Genomic DNA, 19,043 nt, shown 5'->3' on the forward strand with positions numbered 1-19,043 from the left:
TTAATTAAAATAAGCATTCGTATTTTTTTTATCTTGATTTAATTGTGCAATTAAGCCATCAATACCATCAAATTTAACTTCACTTCTTAAATATGCTAACCATTTAACCGTGACAATTTTACCATAAATCATTTCATTAAAATCAAATAAATTAATTTCAACCGTTAATTCACGGCCCTGACCGAACGTCACATTATAACCAATAGACGCCATTCCTCGATACCAAATATCATCTACTTGAACTTCTGTCACATAGATGCCAGGTCCCGGAATTCGAATATGTTTATTAAATGCCAAATTTAACGTTGGAAAGCCAAGTTCTCTACCCCTAGCTTCGCCATGAACAACTTCACCAATCGTCTCATATTCATAGCCAAGTAACTCATTAACACTGTTCATTTGTCCGGCATCAATTGCAGCCCTTATTCTAGTTGAACTTATCTTTTGATTACCAGCTGTTAGTTCTGGCACAGTTACAATTTCAAATTTTTGTTGGGCATATGACGATAATACAGCCATATTTGCGATATCTTTTTTACCATAAGTATAATCAAATCCAGCAACGACAATTTTTGCATGTAAAGCAATCATATACTTGTCAACAAACGCTTGTGGCGCTAAATTTGCCAAATTATCATTCAATGTCAGGACATAAAAAATATCAACGCCCAATTTTTCCATTAATGTAATTTTCTTTTCCATAGACGTTAAATATTTAATACTTTGTTCAGGTGTTTTTTGGAATTGAACCGACGGATGTTTATCAAAAGTCATCACCGCAAGTTTAATATTCTTTTCATCAGCTTTTTTCTTAGCTGTTTGTATCACTTTTTGATGTCCTAAATGGACACCGTCAAAAAAACCCATGGCAAGTGAAATAGCATCACTGTCAATTTCTGTGGGATTATATGGCTCAGTTAAATAAATAACTTTCATGTCACACTAACTTCCTTTATCCTAAATCAAACATTGTTTCAGATTGATAACGATGATTTTCATTATTCAATTTATACAAACATCTAATTTTATTTTCATAAACTAACGCAACTATTGATTCATTATTAAACGAATTAACCGATAAAAACCCACCATTTCGAACAATTGCCCATTGTTCATCAGTTAATTCATACTTTTTAAATGCTGTTAAAGCAGCATCAATTGGATACAATAATGATTCTAACATTCCGTTGTCTTTGGCTTCATTTAATTGCGCCAATGTGAAGGCCTTATCAATTTTAAAACCGCCACTTTCTAATCTAGTTAAATCAGACATAACAGCAGGTACACCTAATTTTTTCCCAAGATCAACTGCTAACGTTCTCACATAAGTTCCTTTACCACATGCAACTTCAAAATAAATTTTTTGTCTTTTAATTTCAGCATCATATTCTGCAGGCTTTGTTTGCGTAAACGATGTAACCGTAATTTCTCGTTCCGGACGCTCAACTGTTTCACCTTTACGCGCATAATCATACAATCGACGCCCATTAACTTTAATAGCTGAAAACATTGGTGGAATTTGAATCATTGTCCCAGTCATTTGACCCATAACAGCATCAATCTCAGCAGCGGTAAATGGTTCAAGAATATCTTTTTCTTCGATTGTTTCACCATCTAAATCCTCAGTTTCCGTGGAAAACCCAAGCGTAATTTCACCCGTATACACTTTACCAGAATTCATCAAATAGTTTACTGTTTTTGTTGCCTTACCAATACAAATTGGTAAAACACCATCAACGTTTGGATCTAAAGTGCCCGAATGGCCCACTTTTTTTGTTTGAAAAATACCACGGCATTTGAAAACACAATCGTGACTAGTCATACCTCGTTCTTTAAATAGTGGAATAATTCCGTCCATTGTCCTACCTCCGTTAATATACTTTTAATAGTATAGCATAATCATCAAAACTAGGATATTGTAAACAATACACTATTAAAATTTGGGTCTACAATATCTGTTGTTGGTAATAGAAATTAATTCTATTACTAATAACAGTTTTTTTGTATAATGACAAAAAAAGACCCAAAAGCCATAAGACTTTTGGGTACGGTTTATCCAAATCCATTATCGTTCAACCACCACAGATGAATTAATAAGAAAGAAGGAATCTCCGCATGTCTAATCATACTAAATTTTGGCTTGGAATAGAAGACAATAATCTAATGATTATTGATTATGAGACATCTAATGATGGTGTCACCAGGTTTAACGGTATTCTCGATTACCAGCCGAAGGCTTGTCCCAACTGCGGTATTAAGCACGAAGGTCAGATAATTAAGTATGGTTGGCGTCAAACAACCATTCGTTATCCTAAGGTATTAGGAAAAAATATTATTTTGTCTCTCAAACGCAGATATTTTAAATGTAACGAGTGTCAATCATACTTTTTAGCTCAAACTAGTGCAGTCCCTAAGAACTGTACGATTTCCAATACTTCTAGAAAACTCTGTTTAACTAAATTGACAGAACCCGTTTCTTTAACTCACATTGCTGATGAAATTTCGACTTCTGATTCCTTTGTAGGTCGTATTCTCATGGCCTCTGAACGGGATTTTAAACCTAATTATAAATTTTTACCCAATGTTCTACTCCTTGACGAAGTCAAGAGTACTAAATCTGCTACAGATGCCATGAGTTTTGAATTTATGGATGCTAGTAATCATGAATTAATCGATTTTTTATCTTGTCGACGACTCTACCAAATACAACGCTATTTTTATCGTTATTCAGCTACAGCTAGAAAAAACGTGAAGATTATTGTGACTGATATGAATTATACCTATCCTAAACTAGCCAAAGAAATCTTTCCTAATGCGATTGTTATTATCGATAAATTTCATATTATCAATTCAGTGAATCGTGGATTCACCAAAACTAGAATCAAACTTATGAAAGAACTGCCAACATCATCACAAGACTATAAGGCCCTAAAACGTTACTGGAAGCTCCTATTAAAACCGGCTGAAAATCTGGATTACAAGAATTTTAAAAAATGGACCTACTTTCCATACTTAACAACAGAAATTGATATCATTGACCATTTACTAAGTTTAAATCCAGAATTGAAAAAGGCATATGAACTCATGAACCAAATTAGATCAGCCCTTCACCTAAAAGATTGGAAGTCCTATGATTCAGCAATTAAAAACACCGAAGGTTGTTCCGAAGAAATGACTAAAAGTATTGAAACGTTGTTTCTTCACCATTTTGAAATTAAAAATACCTTTAATCATCATTATTCTAACGGTCCTTTAGAAGGCACAAATAATAAAATAAAGGTCATTAAACGCGTTAGTTTTGGTTTTAGAAACTTTTATAGATTTCGCATCAGAATATTTTATACCCTTAAGATTCATACAAAAAAAGGCCTAATCACTAAGTGATTAGAACCTTCATAATATCATTCACCAACAACAGTTGACGAAGAACCTAAAATTTTTACAAAATAGCTAACTAAATACGTTATTATATGTGTGAAATTCAAAATAAAAAGTCTGACAATGTTGAATAACCAACATTGTCAGACTTTCTAAATTAATATTCAGAATCTATTTTCTTAAGCAATTGATCAATTTTGTCACCATATTGTACTGACTCGTCTCTCACAAAAGCTAATTCTGGTGTTTTGTAAATTGACAGTCTTGATCCAAGTTCACCACGGATTAATCCAGAAGCTTTTTCTAAACCACGTTGTGTTTTTTGTGCATCTGATGCCATATTTGACAAAATACTGTAGTAAATTGTCGCCTGTTGTAAATCACCAGTCACATTTACACCCGTAATTGTAACACCTTCAACACGAGGATCTCTCACTCGTTTTAAAAGAATGTCATTAACTTCTTTTTGAATTTCTTGTGATAAACGACCCACACGATAATGTTGTGTCATTTCATATCCTCCTAATAGTTGTTATGAATTATTTAACTGGAACTTCTTCCATAACGTAGGCTTCAATTTGGTCGCCTTCTTTAATGTCATTGTATTTTTCAATCATGACACCACATTCGAAACCTTGTTTAACCATCTTAACGTCATCTTTAAAGCGTTTCAAACTTGCTAATTTACCTTCATAAATCACAATTCCGTCACGAATTAAACGAACGCCACTATCTCTTTCGATGTAACCTTCAGTGACATAAGCACCACCGATTGTACCAACTTTTGTAACTTTGTATGTTTCACGAATTTCAACTTGACCTGTAATTTTTTCTTCGTAAACGGGTTCAAGCATCCCTTTCATTGCAGTTTCAATTTCTTCAATCGCGTTATAGATAACACGATGTAAGCGAATATCAACTTCATCAGCTTGTGCTTGAATTTTAGCTTGAGGTGTTGGGCGAACATTGAACCCAATAATAATTGCATTACTTGCCTCTGCTAAAGTCACATCACTTTCAGTAATTGCACCAGCAGCTTGATGAATAATGTCAACGCGAACGCCTTCAACATCAATTTTCTTCAAACTACCTGCAAGAGCTTCAACTGAACCTTGAACATCTGCCTTGATAATAACAGTAACTTCTTTCAATTCGCCTTCTTTAAGTGAATCAAACAAATTATCAAGTGTCACATGTGTCACATTTCCACGTTCTTTTGTTAAAGCACGTTTAGCACGTTCTTCACCAGCTGCACGAGCTGTCTTTTCGTCATCAAAGACAACGAAACGATCACCAGCACCTGGAACATCATTCAAACCAGTAACTTCAACTGGCGTAGCGGGTTTAGCTTTATTGACTTGACGACCTTTATCATTTGTCATAGTACGGACACGTCCAAAACTATTACCAACAACGATTGGATCTCCAACTTTTAAAGTCCCTTGTTGAACAAGTAATGAAGCAACTGTACCACGGCCTTTATCAAGACGAGCTTCGATTACAGAACCAATCCCTTTTTGTTTTGGATTTGCTTTCAATTCAAGAACTTCAGCTTCAAGTAAAATCATTTCTAACAATTCATCAAGGTTTTCACCGGTCTTCGCTGAAATTTCGACGAAGATAGTGTCACCACCCCAACTTTCAGGAATTAATTCATATTCAGCTAATTGTTCTGTAACATGGGCAGGATTTGCACCAGGTTTATCAATTTTATTAACTGCAACAATAATAGGAACATTGGCAGCTTTAGAATGATTAATGGCTTCGATTGTTTGAGGCATAACCCCATCATCAGCAGCAACAACTAAAACTGTAATATCAGTAATATCAGCACCACGAGCACGCATATTCGTAAATGCAGCATGTCCTGGTGTATCCAAGAATGTAATTGTTTTATTATCATGTCTTACTTGATAAGCACCAATATGTTGTGTAATACCACCGGCTTCACCATCAGTAACATGTGTATGACGTAATTTATCAAGTAAAGTAGTCTTACCATGATCAACGTGACCCATGATTGTAACAACTGGTGGTCTTGAAACAAGATTATCTTCGTTACTAATTTCTGCATCAAACAATTTATCAATATCAGCAACATCAACATCAACCTTAGCTTCTGACTTGATTCCATATTCAGATGCTAAAATTTCAATTGTATCTGTATCAAGTGTTTGATTTTGGTTAACCATAACACCTAGCATGAATAATTTTTTAATGATTTCTGCTGGTTCACGATGAATTTTTTTAGCGATTTCAGCCACATTTGTTGCATCATTATAGAATAAGATTTCTGGTAATGGTTTATCTTTTCTAGGTGATACTGGTGGTTTTGGTGTCGTTGAACGACGATTTTTCTTATTTCTGTTACGTTTGTTATAAGGATTATTCCCATAACGGTTATTATTATTAAATCTCGAACGTCCTTGCTGATTAGCGTTACCGTTATTAGCTGTTCTAGCACTTGATTGCGTACTATTTTGAGGACGATTTGCAGGTTTATCACTTGTTGTTCTTGGTGCAGCATTAGTTGTCTTTGCTGCTGGTTTTGATGTTGCTTGTGTTGTTTTTTGAGCAGCAGGCTTGTGACTTGTCGTCTTTGCTGCTGGTTGTACTGCTTTTTTTACAACTGGTTTACTTGTTGCTGCTTTAGGGGCAACTTTTGTAACAGGTTTCTTTGCTGCACCCTTTTTAAAGTTATCACGAATTTGACGTTCTTCATTGTCCCCAATAGTTGACATATGATTTTTCACATCAAAACCCTTAGTCGTTGCGAAATCAATAATATCTTTTGTATTTAAATCTAGCTCTTTAGCTAATTCATAAATTCTTTTTTTTCCCATATTTGCATGCTCCTTCTATATATCCATTAAGTCACACATCCTTCTGCTAAAACCTTTATCGGTAATAGCATAAACCGTGCGCTGTTGTCCAACGGCTTCGCTTAAAATGGCTTTTGAAAAGCCAACATATAATTTCACATTATAACTGTTACACTTATCTGTTACTTTTTTTAAAGTCGCTTGTCCACAATCTTCAGAAAGAATTACCAACTTGGCATTATTTTTTCTGACTGCATTCAATACTAATCCTTCACCAGTTACCAGCATACCTGCGCGTCTGGTCAAGCCCAGCATTTGTAAGAATTTTTGACTATTTTTCATCTTTAAATAATTCTCGTCTAGCTACTTGGTGATCAACATATTCGACAAGCTCTTCATAAAACGACTCGTCAATTTTAATACCGAACGCTTTATTAAACGTTCTTTCTTTTTTTGCTTTTTTTGCCACATCTACATCAAGAAAAATATAAGCACCACGTCCTGGCTTTTTACCAGTTGGATCTAACGATACTTCATTTTCTTTATTTTTTACAACACGAACAAGTTCTTTTTTAGGCTTCATTTCACCTGTAACAATATCTTTTCGCATTGGAATTTTACGATTAATCATTTCTAAATTGCCTCCAAATCAATTACCGATCAATTTTTGGTCGGCTTATTCGTTTGTTTCAGAAACTGGTTCTGCTTCACTACTATTAACCATATCAGATTCAGATTTAATATCAATTTTAAACGTCGTTAATTTTGCAGCTAATCTGGCATTTTGACCTTTTTTGCCAATTGCTAATGATAATTGGTGATCTGGCACAACAACTGTACAAGCATGGTCATTTTCAGGATTAAATATAACATTAACAACTTCTGCAGGGTTCAATGCGTTTGCAATGTATTTTGCAGGATCTTCATTCCATTCAACAATATCCATATTTTCGCCTTTTAATTCATTAACGATTGTTTGAACACGTTGACCTTTAGGCCCAACACAAGTCCCCACAGCATCAATATCTGGGTTATTTGAACGAACAGCAACTTTAGCACGGTCACCAGCTTCACGAGCGATTGACACAATCTCAACTGTTCCATCATAAATTTCAGGAACTTCTTGTTCAAATAATCGTTTTAACAAATCAGGATGTGAACGACTAACAAAGACTTGAGGGCCTTTAGCAGCATTCTCAACTTTTGTAATATAAACTTTTATTCGATCATGTGGATTAAAGCTTTCACCAGGAATTTGGTCAATTTTAGCTAAAACTGCTTCTACTTTACCCAAGTTTACATAAATGTAACGATTATCATGGCGTTCTACTTCACCACTAACAATTTCGTTTTCATATTGAATATACTGATCATAAACAATACTACGTTCAGCTTCACGAACACGTTGCATAATTACTTGTTTAGCAGTTTGTGCAGCAATTCGGCCGAAATCTTTAGGCGTTACTTCAAAGCGAATAGAATCGCCGATTTCGTAAGCTTTGTTAATTTCTAAAGCATCTTTCAAACTCACTTCAAGACGTGAATCAAAGACTTCTTCAACAACTTCTTTGACAGCATAAACTGAAATATTACCTTTTTTTGAATCAAATTCTACTTCGACATTTTGTGCTTGATTATAATGACGTTTGTATGCTGAAACAAGGGCTGCTTCAATAGCATCAATAATAACTTCTTTTTTGATACCTTTTTCTTCTTCCAGCACCGTTAGTGCACTTAATAGTTCTTTACTCATCTTTAATTTGCTCCTTTATAAAAGACTGTTTAAAATTTGATAGCTAAACGTGCCTTAGCAATTTTTTTACGAGGAATAACAAGCGTTCTCTTACGCGTTTTATCCATATAAACAATAGTTAATTCATCTGACGTTAATTCTTTTAATGTCCCTTGAAAAATCTTAGCACCATTAATGGGTTCATATAATGACACGTTGACGTATTCATTCACGGCTCTTTCATAATCTTTTTCTTTTTTCAAAGGTCTTTCAGCACCAGGTGATGAAACCTCTAAAAAGTAGGCCTGTGGAATTGGATCAGGATTAATCTCATCTAATTTTTCACTTAAAATATCGCTGACAGCGGCACATTCTTCAATTTTAATGCCTTCAGGTTTATCAATGTAAACTCTTAAAAACCAACTTGGGCCTTCTTTAACAAATTCAATGTCAACCAATTCAATGTTTTGTTCATCAACAATTGGCTGAACTAGCTCTGTGACAGTCTCTATAACAGTACTCACACGTTACCCTCCTTACATTTTTCCAATAAAAAGAGTGAGCATCGCTGCTCACTCAAACAAGATATCAAAATACTTTCTTTAATATAGCATAATTTTATGAAAACATCAACAAACTGCCTAGTTATCACTTTTATCAAATCCCTTTAAAAAAAGACATCATCAAAAATGGATAATTGATTTTCATCTGGCAATGCCTTCAAGACGTTGTTTTCCGTCATATACTCAATTAAAGATTTAGACACTTTACCACGTTTAGCTAAATCTTCTTTAGATAAAAATGGACGCTCTTCACGAGCAGCAATAATCTGCTTAGCAACATTATTACCAAGACCTGGTACGGCTCTAAACGGCGCAATTAATTTATTACCTTCGATTAACCAGTTTGAGTCATCTGACTTATCTAGATCAATCATTTCAAATTCAAATCCACGTTCAAGCATTTCATTTCCCAATTCAAGAACAGTCAACAAGTTTTTCTCTTTTGTTGATGCTTCCATCCCTTTATCAGTAATTTCTTTCATTGCCTTTTTCACAGCATCTTTACCGTGTGACATTGCAACTAAATCAAAATCATCGGCTCTCACACTGAAATAAGCACAGTAATATAACATTGGAAAATAAACTTTATAATAAGCAATCCGCAATGCCATTAAAATGTAGGCTGCAGCATGTGCTTTAGGGAACATATACTTGATTTTCAGACAAGCGCCAATATACCAATCAGGAATTTTTGCTTCTTTCATTTCAGTTTGATAATCGTCAGAAATACCTTTTCCTTTTCGAACACCTTCCATAATGTTGAAAGCACTACCTGCTTCCATACCCATGTGAATGAGTCCCATCATGATATCATCACGACAACCAATAACCTCAGGCATCGTAATCGTCCCATTGGAAATCAGTTCTTCGGCATTGCCCAACCACACATCTGTCCCATGTGATAAACCAGAAATTTTTAGTAATTCAGCAAACGTTTTAGGCTTTGTTTCCTCTAACATTCCTCGAACGAATCTCGTTCCAAATTCTGGAATGCCTAATGTACCCGTTTTTGAGAAAATCTCGTCGCTAGTCACACCAAGTACTTCAGGACCTTGGAATATCTGCATAACCCCTTTATCGTCCGTAGGGATTGTTTTTGGGTCAACACCTGATAAATCTTGTAACATTCTAATCATAGTAGGATCATCATGACCAAGAATATCCAATTTCAAAATATTATCATGAATAGAATGGAAATCAAAATGAGTCGTCTTCCATTCTGAAGTTGAATCATCAGCCGGATACTGAATAGGCGAAAAGTCATAAACATCCATATAATTTGGCACAACTAAAATACCACCAGGATGTTGCCCAGTCGTCCGTTTAACCCCAGTTGATCCTTTAGCTAATCGATCAATTTCAGCATTTCTGAACGTTGCACCAGTATCACGCTCATAGCCTTTAACGTAACCATAAGCTGTCTTATCTGCGACAGTTCCAATAGTTCCTGCCCGGAAAACATAGTCTTCACCAAAAAGAACTTTCGTATAATTATGGGCGATTGCTTGATAATCACCCGAAAAATTTAAATCTATATCGGGAACTTTATCCCCGTAAAAGCCAAGGAAAGTTTCAAATGGAATATCATGCCCATCTTTATCCAAAGGTGTCCCACATTTAGGGCAGTCTTGGTCTGGTAAATCAAAACCAGATCCATATTCACCCTTTTCATAAAAATGTGAATACTTACAATTTGGGCAACGATAATGAGGTGGTAATGGATTAATTTCTGTTATCCCAGTCATAGTTGCAACAAAACTTGATCCAACAGATCCACGGGACCCCACCAAATAACCATCTTTATTAGATTTATGAACCAATTTTTGCGAAATCAAATAAATAACTGAGAATTCGTTGTCAATAATACTTGTCAGTTCTTTATCGATCCGTTTAACAACTGTATCAGGTAGTTCTTCCCCATAAAGTGCATGAGCACGGGTATACGTCAACTGCTTTATTTCTTCTTCAGAACCATCAATTTTCGGTGCGTATAATCGATCTTTAACTGGTGAAATATCATCAGCAATCATATCAGCAATTAAATTCGTATTGGTTACCACAATTTCTTTAGCAACATCTGCACCCAAAAATTGAAAGCCATCTAACATTTCGCCTGTTGTTCTAAAATGTGCATCAGGTAAAATAGAACGATTAAGCGGATTGGCACCACCCATTGAATTAATCAAGATTTTACGATAAATACCATCTTCAGGGTTCAAATAATGAACATCTCCAGTTGCAACAACAGGTTTATCCATTTCGTGCCCTAAATCAACCATATTTTGTAAAATTTCTTCTAAATTTTGATTATCTTTAATTAATTCTTGATGAATTAAGGGCTCATACAAGGCTTTAGGCTGAATTTCTAAATAATCATAGAACTTCGCCTTTTCCTTAGCCTCTTCCATCCCTTTTTGCATCATGGCTGTAAATACTTCACCTGAATCACACGCCGAACCAACAATAATCCCTTCGCGATATTTGTTCAACTCGCTTCGAGGAATCCGCGGCATCCGATAAAAGTAATCAATCATAGAAGTTGATACTAATTTAAACATATTTTTAAGACCAGCTTGGGTTGTTGCAAGCAACGTAACATGAAATGGTCGCGCTTGTTTATAAGCACCGTGTTCTCCCATATGGTCATTTAATTGAATATGCGATTCAATATCAAATCGTTCTTTAGCATCTTTCAGAAATAGATGACATAAGAGACCTGTCGTTTCAGCATCATAAATGGCACGATGATGGTGTTCCAAATTAACATTAAACTTTTTAGCAAGCGTATTTAATCTAAAGCCTTTTAATTCCGGATGTAAAAATCTTGCCAATGTTAACGTATCAATAATTGGATTTTGCATGGGTTCCATCCCGTAACGTTCATATCCAGTATTCATAAAACCAATATCAAAACTAGCATTATGAGCAACTAAGATACTATCTTCTGAAAATTCTCTAAATAGTTTAAAAACTTCTTCTTCAGATTTTGACCCATGAACCATTTCGTCCGTAATTGACGTTAGGTTAGTGGTCGTTTCAGATAATGGATGACCTGGATCAATAAATTCATCAAATTCTTCAATGACATTACCTTTATTCATCTTAACGGCAGCTAATTCAATGACTTTATCAAATCGAGCAGACAAACCCGTTGTTTCCGTATCAAATGTCACATAAGTTGCTTCTTCTAAATTCACATCTTTATCATTAAATGCAATCGGAATACCATCATCAACAACGTTTGCCTCAACGCCATATAAAATTTTAACCTTATTTTTTTTACCAGCTGAATGTGCTTCAGGAAAACTTTGTAATCCAGAATGATCCGTAATTGCAATAGCTTTTTGTCCCCATTTGCTAGCCTGTTCGACGTAATCTGTAATTGAATTTGTCGCGTCCATTTGACTCATATTTGAGTGTAAATGCAATTCAACTCGTCGTTCATCATCTGGAGCTGTTTCTTGACGACTTTGATGATCAACCTGGTTAATATCATAAGCATTCACAACCAAATCTCGCATGAAGTTATCTTCTTGCACTGCACCACGAACCCGAACCCATTCTTTTTCTTGAATAGCGGCAAACATCGCTTCATCTTCTTCGTTACGAGAAAACTTTTTAACTGTCATAGATGAACTATAATCCGTCATTTTAATAATCATCAATTGACGTTCAGATTTAAGTATTCGAATTTCTTTAGAGAAAATATAACCTTCAATAATAACTGAACGTTCTTCCTCAACAATTTCAACCATTCGTTTTGCAGGTTCTTTGGTACTAATTTTTTTACCCATTTGAACAGGACCACTAATCGTCGTTTGAGAATCAGCTTTTTTCTTCTCATTTTGCTTCTGAATCGTTTGAGTTGCCTTTTGCATCATTATGGCATCTTGTGCTTCTTTTCGCTGTTTAATTTCTTCTATTTTTTCTTGTGATTTTGATTCATCCAATAACGTGTTAATCGTCATCTGTGGAAATCCGACCATTTGGTATGCAGCCTCAATTGGTCCAAGTGCTTGACCAGTTAAAAAGGTTTTAACAATTTCATTTTCAGCCATTAACATCACACGATTATCATCAAGATAAGGCACATTACCGTGGAAAAGTTCCTGAACTAATGAAGAATTAGCTTCACTATTTTGAACCGTCCACGCCCAATAATCACCAAGCAATTGGTTCGTTAATTGCGGTTGCTCAACTTGAACTGTTAATTTTGTTTTTGCAATCGTTTTAAACGTCATCGCAATTTGATCTTCTAAATCCTTAAACAGTGAAAATGGTAGAATTTCAGGTGTTATTAATTTAAATTCCCATTGTTTAGATTTCTCATGAACAGTAACAGTCGAAATTTCGATTAACTTCAGAATTTCATTATTTTCTTGACTGGACTGAAAATGAATCTGTTCTAATAGTTTATTGAATAATTCTTTATTATTAAGCGACAAATGATTAACTCCTTTTCTAAAAATGAAAAAGAGATTGAGTCAAAATTTTATTTTGAACTCAATCCTCTTTAACTAGTTTTGATTTTCTTCTTTAAGTAAAATTGAAATAGAACTTTCTAATTCATCTTTCGTCACTTCAATGGTTTCACCATTTCGGCGTAATTTCACTTCAACGATACCATCAGCTGCCTTTTTACCAACCGTAATTCGAACGGGTAACCCAATTAAATCTGAATCAGCAAACTTAACGCCTGCTCGTTCTTTACGGTCATCAACCAATACTTTATAACCATTTTCAGTCATTTTTTTATCAATTTCATTGGCTAAAGCCATTTGTTCATCATTTTTAGCATTAATTGGAATAACATGCACATCGTAAGGCGCAATACTTCTAGGCCATACTAATCCATTTTCATCCGCTTGTTGTTCAGCAATAGCAGCAAGTAATCGACTAACGCCAATTCCATAACAACCTAAGATAACTGGTTTTTCGCGACCATTATTATCTAAAATATTAGCACCTAATGCTTCAGAATAACGTGTGCCAATTTTGAAAATATGACCAATCTCAATTCCCTTAGTGAATTTCAACTCGCCTTCGCCTTCAGGTGACACTTCACCTTCTTGAGCCAAACGTAAATCTGTGAATTCGTCCACACGATAATCACGATCAATATTAGCATTCAAAAAATGGAAGCCTGTTGTATTAGCACCGACTGCCACATTAATCATGCCTTTAATACCTTCATCAGCAATAATCATGACATCTTCTGAAACGCCGACAGGTCCAAGTGAACCAAATTCAGCACCTAATACGTCAGCAACATCTGATTCTTTTGCCATACGTAAAAAGTCAGCACTCAATGCATTTTTTAATTTAATTTCATTTAATAGATCATTCCCACGCATTAAAACCATAACTGGTTTTTCATCAGCAATAAATAATAATGATTTTATCAAATTATCACTGGCCGTTTCGATGAATGTTGCTAGTTCATCAATTGTTTTTACATTAGGTGTTTCAATTTTTTCAATTTCTTTAATGGCTTCATGTGAATTTTTATATGTCTTCAAACTTTTCGCCATTTCCAAGTTGGCAGCGTAATCACTCTTGTCAGAATAAACAATCGTATCTTCACCAATATCAGAAATTGCCATAAATTCTTTTGAATCATTACCACCCATTGCCCCTGCATCACCAATAATACTTCTAAAATTAAGCCCACAACGCTCAAAAATATTTTGATAAGCTCGATTCATTTTTTGATAAGTATCATTTAAACTTTCTTCATCCGCATGGAATGAATAAGCATCCTTCATCAAGAATTCGCGGCCTCTTAAAATACCAAAACGAGGTCTATTTTCATCACGATATTTTTGTTGAATTTGATACATTGTAAGTGGTAATTTTTTATATGATTTAATTTCATCACGAATTAAAGCTGTAAATGTTTCTTCATGAGTAGGACCTAATATAAAATCTCTATCATGACGATCTTTTAATTTAAACAAGGTATCGCCATAAGTTTCATAGCGACCTGTTTGTTGCCATAATTCAGCAGGAATAATAGCAGGAACAAGCATTTCAACTGCCCCGGCTGCTTCCATTTCTTCACGAATAATAGTTTCAATTTTTCTAATAACGGCGTAAGCCAATGGTAAATAGCTGTACATTCCGGCAGAAACTTGTCGAATATATCCGGCACGTAACATCATTTGGTGACTAATCGCCTCAGCATCATTTGGAACTTCCTTCATTGTTGGTATTAATAATTGTGATTGTTTCATAGCTATTCTTATTCTCCTTTTTCATTTAAAAGAAATATCGTTGAATATCGTTCCACGTAACTAGTACCATTAAAATCATTAAAAACGCAAATCCGACTAACGTAATAATACCTTCTTTTTCAGGTGAAATTGGTTTACCACGAATTCCTTCGATAATATTCAATACCAACTTACCACCGTCCAAAGCAGGAATTGGCAATAGATTTACAATTCCTAAGTTAATTGATAAAAATGCAAGTAATGAAATAACACTTGTCAACCCATAACTCGCTGCATCAGATGTTACCGCATAAATAGCAACCGGTCCACCAAAATCGTTTAAACTAACGCCTTTAGTAAACATTCCTATTAATACAGCAACAATACTGGCAACAACATTCCACGCTTGCGTAAAACCATAGGTGATTTTATTTATAAATGAGTGATTCATTTTAACTGTAATTCCAATTCGTCCGGTCTTTTTTGAATCACTTTTACTTGATTTTGGTGTAATTACGATAGATTTGGTTTGACCATTTCTCATTACTTTTAAATCTGTTTTTTTATCCGGTCGACTGCTAATAGCTGAAGTCAATTCAGTCCAGTTTGTCGTTTTTTTGCCAGCAACAGCTATAATTTTATCGTTAGCTTTTAATCCTGACTTTTGTGCAACAGATCCTTGTTGAATTGTCCCAATTTGATTTGAATTAGTTGCCACGCCACCTTGCATAAAAGCTAATAACATAAAGGCAACAATTGCTAATAAAAAGTTATTCATTGGTCCAGCGAAATTCGTTAACATTCGATTCCAAAGTGTCGCTGATTGAAATTGGACATCTTCAGGGGCAATTTGAACCTCTGTCCCATCTTTTTCAATAATTAAGGCATCATGATCAACAGTATATTTTTTTACTTCATCTTCGTTACCGTTCTCATATCCTGTAATCCAGAGTTCTTTTTGTAAATCACTATCCAAGTATTCAATTGGAATACCGTTGTATAAAGTTATTTTCTTACTTGTATTAATTTTGGCAACCTTATTATTCTCATTTAATATTAAACTCATCGGCATACCAGGTTTTAAATCGTCATCCTCGTCATCCGCAATGCCTGCCATCCGCACGTATCCACCAAGAGGTAAAATTCTTAATGTATACGTTGTACTACCTCGATGAAATGACAGTAATTTTGGCCCCATACCGATTGAAAATTCACGAACTAAAATGCCAGCACGTTTTGCAAAATAATAATGACCAAATTCATGAATCACAACTAAAATACCAAAAACAATAATAAATGTGATAATCGTTTTAATCATGTGAATCCTCCCCCTTTAATTTATTACATTAAACCAAATAAATGCATAATTGGCCAAACAAAAATTAAACTATCAAATCGATCTAAAATACCGCCATGTCCAGGTAAAATTCTGCCAGAATCCTTAACGCCATAAAAACGTTTAAAGGCAGATTCAACTAAATCACCACATTGTCCAAATACTGAAAGGATCAACGTAATTATAATCATCATTGGAAATGAATGATTTTGTGGGAAAAAGTAGACAAAAACACTTCCTAATAATGTTGCCATGAGCGTTCCGCCAATTGAGCCTTCCCATGTTTTATTGGGACTAATATGTGGTGCTAATTTATTTTTACCAAATTTACGGCCAAACGAGTAAGCACCTGTATCTGTTGTCCAAATAACAATTAAGATATAGGCTAACGTCATTAACCCACTAAAGTTATTACCTCTTGCGGCAATAAAATAATGAAATCCCATTCCAACGTATAAAGCGCTTAAAACAAAAACACCCGCATCATCAAATGAAAAACGATTTTTTGAAGCAACCATATACATCAACAGAAGTGTGACAAGAAAATAGAATACATTTACAGATGAAATATGACCTGGTAAAAATGAAAACCACTTATCCGGTGCAATCACCGTTAATGTCATTAAAAGACCAAGGGTTGCCTCAGGTGATACTAATAATTTTTTCTTCATCACAAATACTTCTGAAATACCGATACACCCTAAAATTAGGGTAAATATCTGCATTGGTAATCCTCCAATAATAATCAATGGGATAAAAATACACAGTGCTACGATTGCTGTAATTACACGCTGTCTCATGAAAATTCTCCTATTCTTTTATGCCACCGAAGCGACGATCTCTTTTTTGATAATCTAATATTGCTTTTTTTAATGACGCCTCAGAAAAATCAGGCCATAATGTGTCAGTAAAAACCAATTCACTATAGGCAATTTGCCATAATAAGAAATTAGAAATTCTTTCTTCACCACTCGTTCTGATTAATAATTCCGGGTCATTATAAGGTGCCAAATTAGCAGTCATCAAGTATTGATCAATTGTTGCATCTGTGATGTCTGCTGCATTAAGCTTACCTTCAACTGCATCCGCTGCAATTTTTTGCATAGCCGTTACAATTTCTGCACGTCCACCATAATTTAGTGCAAAGTTGAGAACCATTCCTGTACTATTTTTGGTATCTTCAACCGCATTTTGAACGGCAATTTGAGTTTCATTTGGTAATTGATCAATATACCCAATTACATTTACTTTGACATTTTTTTCAATTAATTCAGGTACAAATTTATCAAAAAAAGTACCTGGTAAACTCATTAAGTAATTAACCTCTGTCTCAGGACGTTTCCAATTTTCAGTAGAAAATGCATAAAGTGTCAACACTTTAACGCCTAAATCACTTGCGGCCATTGTAATTGTTTTAACAGTATCCATTCCTGTCTTATGCCCCGCAATTCTGGGTAAATGACGTTTTTTAGCCCAGCGTCCGTTGCCATCCATTATGATAGCAACGTGATTAGGAATTCTATCTGGATCAAGTTGTATTATTTCATTAATTTTATTTTTTTTAAGACTAAAGCCCATATTGTACCTCCAAGAATAGTTGCACCTTCTATTGTAGCAAAAAAACAGGCACAAAACGATGCCTGTCTTAAAATAAACCTATTTATTTAAACTGCTAAAATTTCTTTTTCTTTATCTGCTTGAATACCATCAATATTTTTAATTGATGCATTCGTTACATCTTGAGCTTGTTTTTCTAAATCTCGTAAATCATCTTCAGTTAAATCGCCATTTTTTTCAGCTTTTTTCAAGGCATCAACTGCGTCACGTCTGATATTACGGATAATAACTTTAGCATTTTCAGCTTCAGCTTTAACATCCTTAGCTAATTCTTTACGACGTTCTTCTGTCAATTGAGGAATAACTAAACGAATTGCTGATCCATCATTTGAAGGACTAATTCCTAAATCAGCAACTAATAAGCCATGTTCAATATCCTTCAACGCGCTTTTATCGAATGGTGTAATTAAAAGAACACGTGCTTCGGGAACTGAGATTTGCGATACTTGATTAATTGGTGTTGGTGCACCGTAATAATCAACCATGACGTTATTCAACAAGCTAGCATTGGCACGACCAGCTCGAATATTACCAAGATTTTTTTGAAGTGAAACTTCTGCTTTTGACATTTTATCCTGAGCGTCAATTAAAATAGGTTCTGTAATTTTCATTTATTTTCCCCTAACGGTTGTTCCAATGGCTTCGCCAAGAACAACTTTTTTTATATTTCCTGGTTCATTTAAGTTAAAGACAACCAATGGAATATCATTATCCATTGATAATGTACTTGCAGTTGTATCCATAACTTGCAAGTTCTTATTAATAATATCTAAATGTGTTAATTCTTCAAATTTTGTTGCTGATTCATCTTTTTGAGGATCAGCTGAATAAACACCATCTACACCATTTTTTGCCATTAAAATAACATCCGCATTGATTTCTGCAGCTCTTAATGCTGATGTTGTATCCGTTGAAAAGTAAGGTGACCCTGTCCCAGCAGCAAAAATGACAATACGCCCTTTTTCAAGATGACGAACAGCTTTACGACGAATATAAGGTTCAGCAATTTGACGCATTTCGATAGCCGTTTGAACACGAGTAGGCACACCCACAGATTCAAGATTATCTTGTAATGCCAATGCATTCATAACTGTCCCTAACATGCCTATGTAATCTGCCTGAGCACGTTCCATACCCATTGCGGCACCAGCCTCGCCTCGCCACATATTACCACCACCAACAACGATGGCAACTTCAACACCCATTTCTTGAACTTCTTTTAATTCTTCAGCAACTTTTCGAATTACAGGTGGATTAATACCGAATCCTTGTTCTCCGGCTAACGCTTCGCCACTTAACTTCAACATGACGCGTCGATACTTAACATCTGACATTCACTGTTCCTCCTACAATCTATTTACCTTTATTTTACCATATCTTAAA

The 19,043-nt window shown here is 34.9% G+C and carries 16 protein-coding genes; 1 reads left to right on the forward strand and 15 read right to left on the reverse strand.

Annotation, left to right across the window (positions count from 1 at the left end):
* Both ribF and truB read right to left on the reverse strand, forming a co-directional pair.
* The gene (gene ribF / locus ACVPPR_RS04960; RefSeq protein ID WP_462303787.1) at positions 1-936 is read right to left on the reverse strand and encodes a riboflavin biosynthesis protein RibF; all 936 of its coding nucleotides are present in this window, start codon (positions 934-936) and stop codon (positions 1-3) included.
* Between the two features lie 16 nt (positions 937-952).
* Positions 953-1,858 (reverse strand): tRNA pseudouridine(55) synthase TruB, encoded by a 906-nt coding sequence (gene truB, locus ACVPPR_RS04965; protein ID WP_462303788.1) that lies wholly within the window; start codon positions 1,856-1,858, stop codon positions 953-955.
* A 257-nt stretch (positions 1,859-2,115) separates the two neighbouring features.
* On the opposite strand from truB, the gene ACVPPR_RS04970 reads away from it, so the two are divergent.
* Positions 2,116-3,384, forward strand: a complete 1,269-nt coding sequence (locus ACVPPR_RS04970) for an ISL3 family transposase (protein WP_462296923.1) — start codon at positions 2,116-2,118, stop codon at positions 3,382-3,384.
* Positions 3,385-3,535: 151 nt separating this feature from the next.
* On the opposite strand, the gene rbfA is transcribed toward ACVPPR_RS04970, so the two are convergent.
* The 13 genes from rbfA to pyrH form a co-directional block, all read right to left on the reverse strand.
* Positions 3,536-3,889 carry a 30S ribosome-binding factor RbfA gene (gene rbfA, locus ACVPPR_RS04975; RefSeq protein ID WP_057973617.1) on the reverse strand — a complete coding sequence of 118 codons (354 nt, stop codon included), beginning with the start codon at positions 3,887-3,889 and terminating at the stop codon, positions 3,536-3,538.
* A gap of 28 nt (positions 3,890-3,917) precedes the next feature.
* On the reverse strand, positions 3,918-6,221 hold the full coding sequence (infB, locus tag ACVPPR_RS04980) for a translation initiation factor IF-2 (RefSeq protein ID WP_462303789.1): 2,304 nt from the start codon (positions 6,219-6,221) through the stop codon (positions 3,918-3,920).
* A gap of 15 nt (positions 6,222-6,236) precedes the next feature.
* Positions 6,237-6,542: a L7Ae/L30e/S12e/Gadd45 family ribosomal protein gene (locus ACVPPR_RS04985; protein ID WP_462296919.1), complete on the reverse strand. Its 306-nt coding sequence runs from the start codon at positions 6,540-6,542 to the stop codon at positions 6,237-6,239.
* The gene (gene rnpM / locus ACVPPR_RS04990) at positions 6,532-6,831 is read right to left on the reverse strand and encodes an RNase P modulator RnpM (RefSeq protein WP_462296918.1); all 300 of its coding nucleotides are present in this window, start codon (positions 6,829-6,831) and stop codon (positions 6,532-6,534) included. The genes ACVPPR_RS04985 and rnpM overlap by 11 nt, the downstream gene beginning before the upstream one ends.
* 45 nt (positions 6,832-6,876) lie before the next feature.
* Positions 6,877-7,953: a transcription termination factor NusA gene (nusA, locus tag ACVPPR_RS04995; protein ID WP_462296917.1), complete on the reverse strand. Its 1,077-nt coding sequence runs from the start codon at positions 7,951-7,953 to the stop codon at positions 6,877-6,879.
* A gap of 29 nt (positions 7,954-7,982) precedes the next feature.
* On the reverse strand, positions 7,983-8,456 hold the full coding sequence (gene rimP / locus ACVPPR_RS05000) for a ribosome maturation factor RimP (RefSeq protein ID WP_462296916.1): 474 nt from the start codon (positions 8,454-8,456) through the stop codon (positions 7,983-7,985).
* A 143-nt stretch (positions 8,457-8,599) separates the two neighbouring features.
* Entirely contained in the window at positions 8,600-12,940 is a 4,341-nt protein-coding gene (locus tag ACVPPR_RS05005) for a PolC-type DNA polymerase III (protein ID WP_462303790.1), read from the reverse strand.
* Between the two features lie 72 nt (positions 12,941-13,012).
* The gene (locus ACVPPR_RS05010; protein ID WP_462303791.1) at positions 13,013-14,728 is read right to left on the reverse strand and encodes a proline--tRNA ligase; all 1,716 of its coding nucleotides are present in this window, start codon (positions 14,726-14,728) and stop codon (positions 13,013-13,015) included.
* Positions 14,729-14,753: 25 nt separating this feature from the next.
* Positions 14,754-16,025, reverse strand: a complete 1,272-nt coding sequence (gene rseP / locus ACVPPR_RS05015; RefSeq protein ID WP_462303792.1) for an RIP metalloprotease RseP — start codon at positions 16,023-16,025, stop codon at positions 14,754-14,756.
* Between the two features lie 23 nt (positions 16,026-16,048).
* The gene (locus ACVPPR_RS05020; RefSeq protein ID WP_462296912.1) at positions 16,049-16,843 is read right to left on the reverse strand and encodes a phosphatidate cytidylyltransferase; all 795 of its coding nucleotides are present in this window, start codon (positions 16,841-16,843) and stop codon (positions 16,049-16,051) included.
* 10 nt (positions 16,844-16,853) lie between these two features.
* Positions 16,854-17,621: an isoprenyl transferase gene (locus ACVPPR_RS05025; protein WP_462296911.1), complete on the reverse strand. Its 768-nt coding sequence runs from the start codon at positions 17,619-17,621 to the stop codon at positions 16,854-16,856.
* Between the two features lie 86 nt (positions 17,622-17,707).
* Positions 17,708-18,271 carry a ribosome recycling factor gene (frr, locus tag ACVPPR_RS05030; RefSeq protein WP_462296910.1) on the reverse strand — a complete coding sequence of 188 codons (564 nt, stop codon included), beginning with the start codon at positions 18,269-18,271 and terminating at the stop codon, positions 17,708-17,710.
* Entirely contained in the window at positions 18,272-18,994 is a 723-nt protein-coding gene (gene pyrH / locus ACVPPR_RS05035; RefSeq protein ID WP_462296909.1) for a UMP kinase, read from the reverse strand.
* Positions 18,995-19,043 lie beyond the last annotated feature (49 nt).

Source organism: Dellaglioa sp. L3N, assembly GCF_054941095.1.

Excerpts from the sequence above, each read along its gene's own strand:
- ACVPPR_RS04970 (WP_462296923.1), top strand. The coding sequence starts at position 2,116 with ATGTCTAATCATACTAAATTTTGGCTTGGAATAGAAGACAATAATCTA.
- ACVPPR_RS05020 (WP_462296912.1), bottom strand. The coding sequence starts at position 16,843 with ATGAGACAGCGTGTAATTACAGCAATCGTAGCACTGTGTATTTTTATC.
- nusA (WP_462296917.1), bottom strand. The coding sequence starts at position 7,953 with ATGAGTAAAGAACTATTAAGTGCACTAACGGTGCTGGAAGAAGAAAAA.
- ACVPPR_RS05025 (WP_462296911.1), bottom strand. The coding sequence starts at position 17,621 with ATGGGCTTTAGTCTTAAAAAAAATAAAATTAATGAAATAATACAACTT.
- rseP (WP_462303792.1), bottom strand. The coding sequence starts at position 16,025 with ATGATTAAAACGATTATCACATTTATTATTGTTTTTGGTATTTTAGTT.
- ACVPPR_RS05010 (WP_462303791.1), bottom strand. The coding sequence starts at position 14,728 with ATGAAACAATCACAATTATTAATACCAACAATGAAGGAAGTTCCAAAT.
- rbfA (WP_057973617.1), bottom strand. The coding sequence starts at position 3,889 with ATGACACAACATTATCGTGTGGGTCGTTTATCACAAGAAATTCAAAAA.
- frr (WP_462296910.1), bottom strand. The coding sequence starts at position 18,271 with ATGAAAATTACAGAACCTATTTTAATTGACGCTCAGGATAAAATGTCA.
- ACVPPR_RS04985 (WP_462296919.1), bottom strand. The coding sequence starts at position 6,542 with ATGAAAAATAGTCAAAAATTCTTACAAATGCTGGGCTTGACCAGACGC.
- pyrH (WP_462296909.1), bottom strand. The coding sequence starts at position 18,994 with ATGTCAGATGTTAAGTATCGACGCGTCATGTTGAAGTTAAGTGGCGAA.
- rnpM (WP_462296918.1), bottom strand. The coding sequence starts at position 6,831 with ATGATTAATCGTAAAATTCCAATGCGAAAAGATATTGTTACAGGTGAA.
- truB (WP_462303788.1), bottom strand. The coding sequence starts at position 1,858 with ATGGACGGAATTATTCCACTATTTAAAGAACGAGGTATGACTAGTCAC.
- infB (WP_462303789.1), bottom strand. The coding sequence starts at position 6,221 with ATGGGAAAAAAAAGAATTTATGAATTAGCTAAAGAGCTAGATTTAAAT.
- ribF (WP_462303787.1), bottom strand. The coding sequence starts at position 936 with ATGAAAGTTATTTATTTAACTGAGCCATATAATCCCACAGAAATTGAC.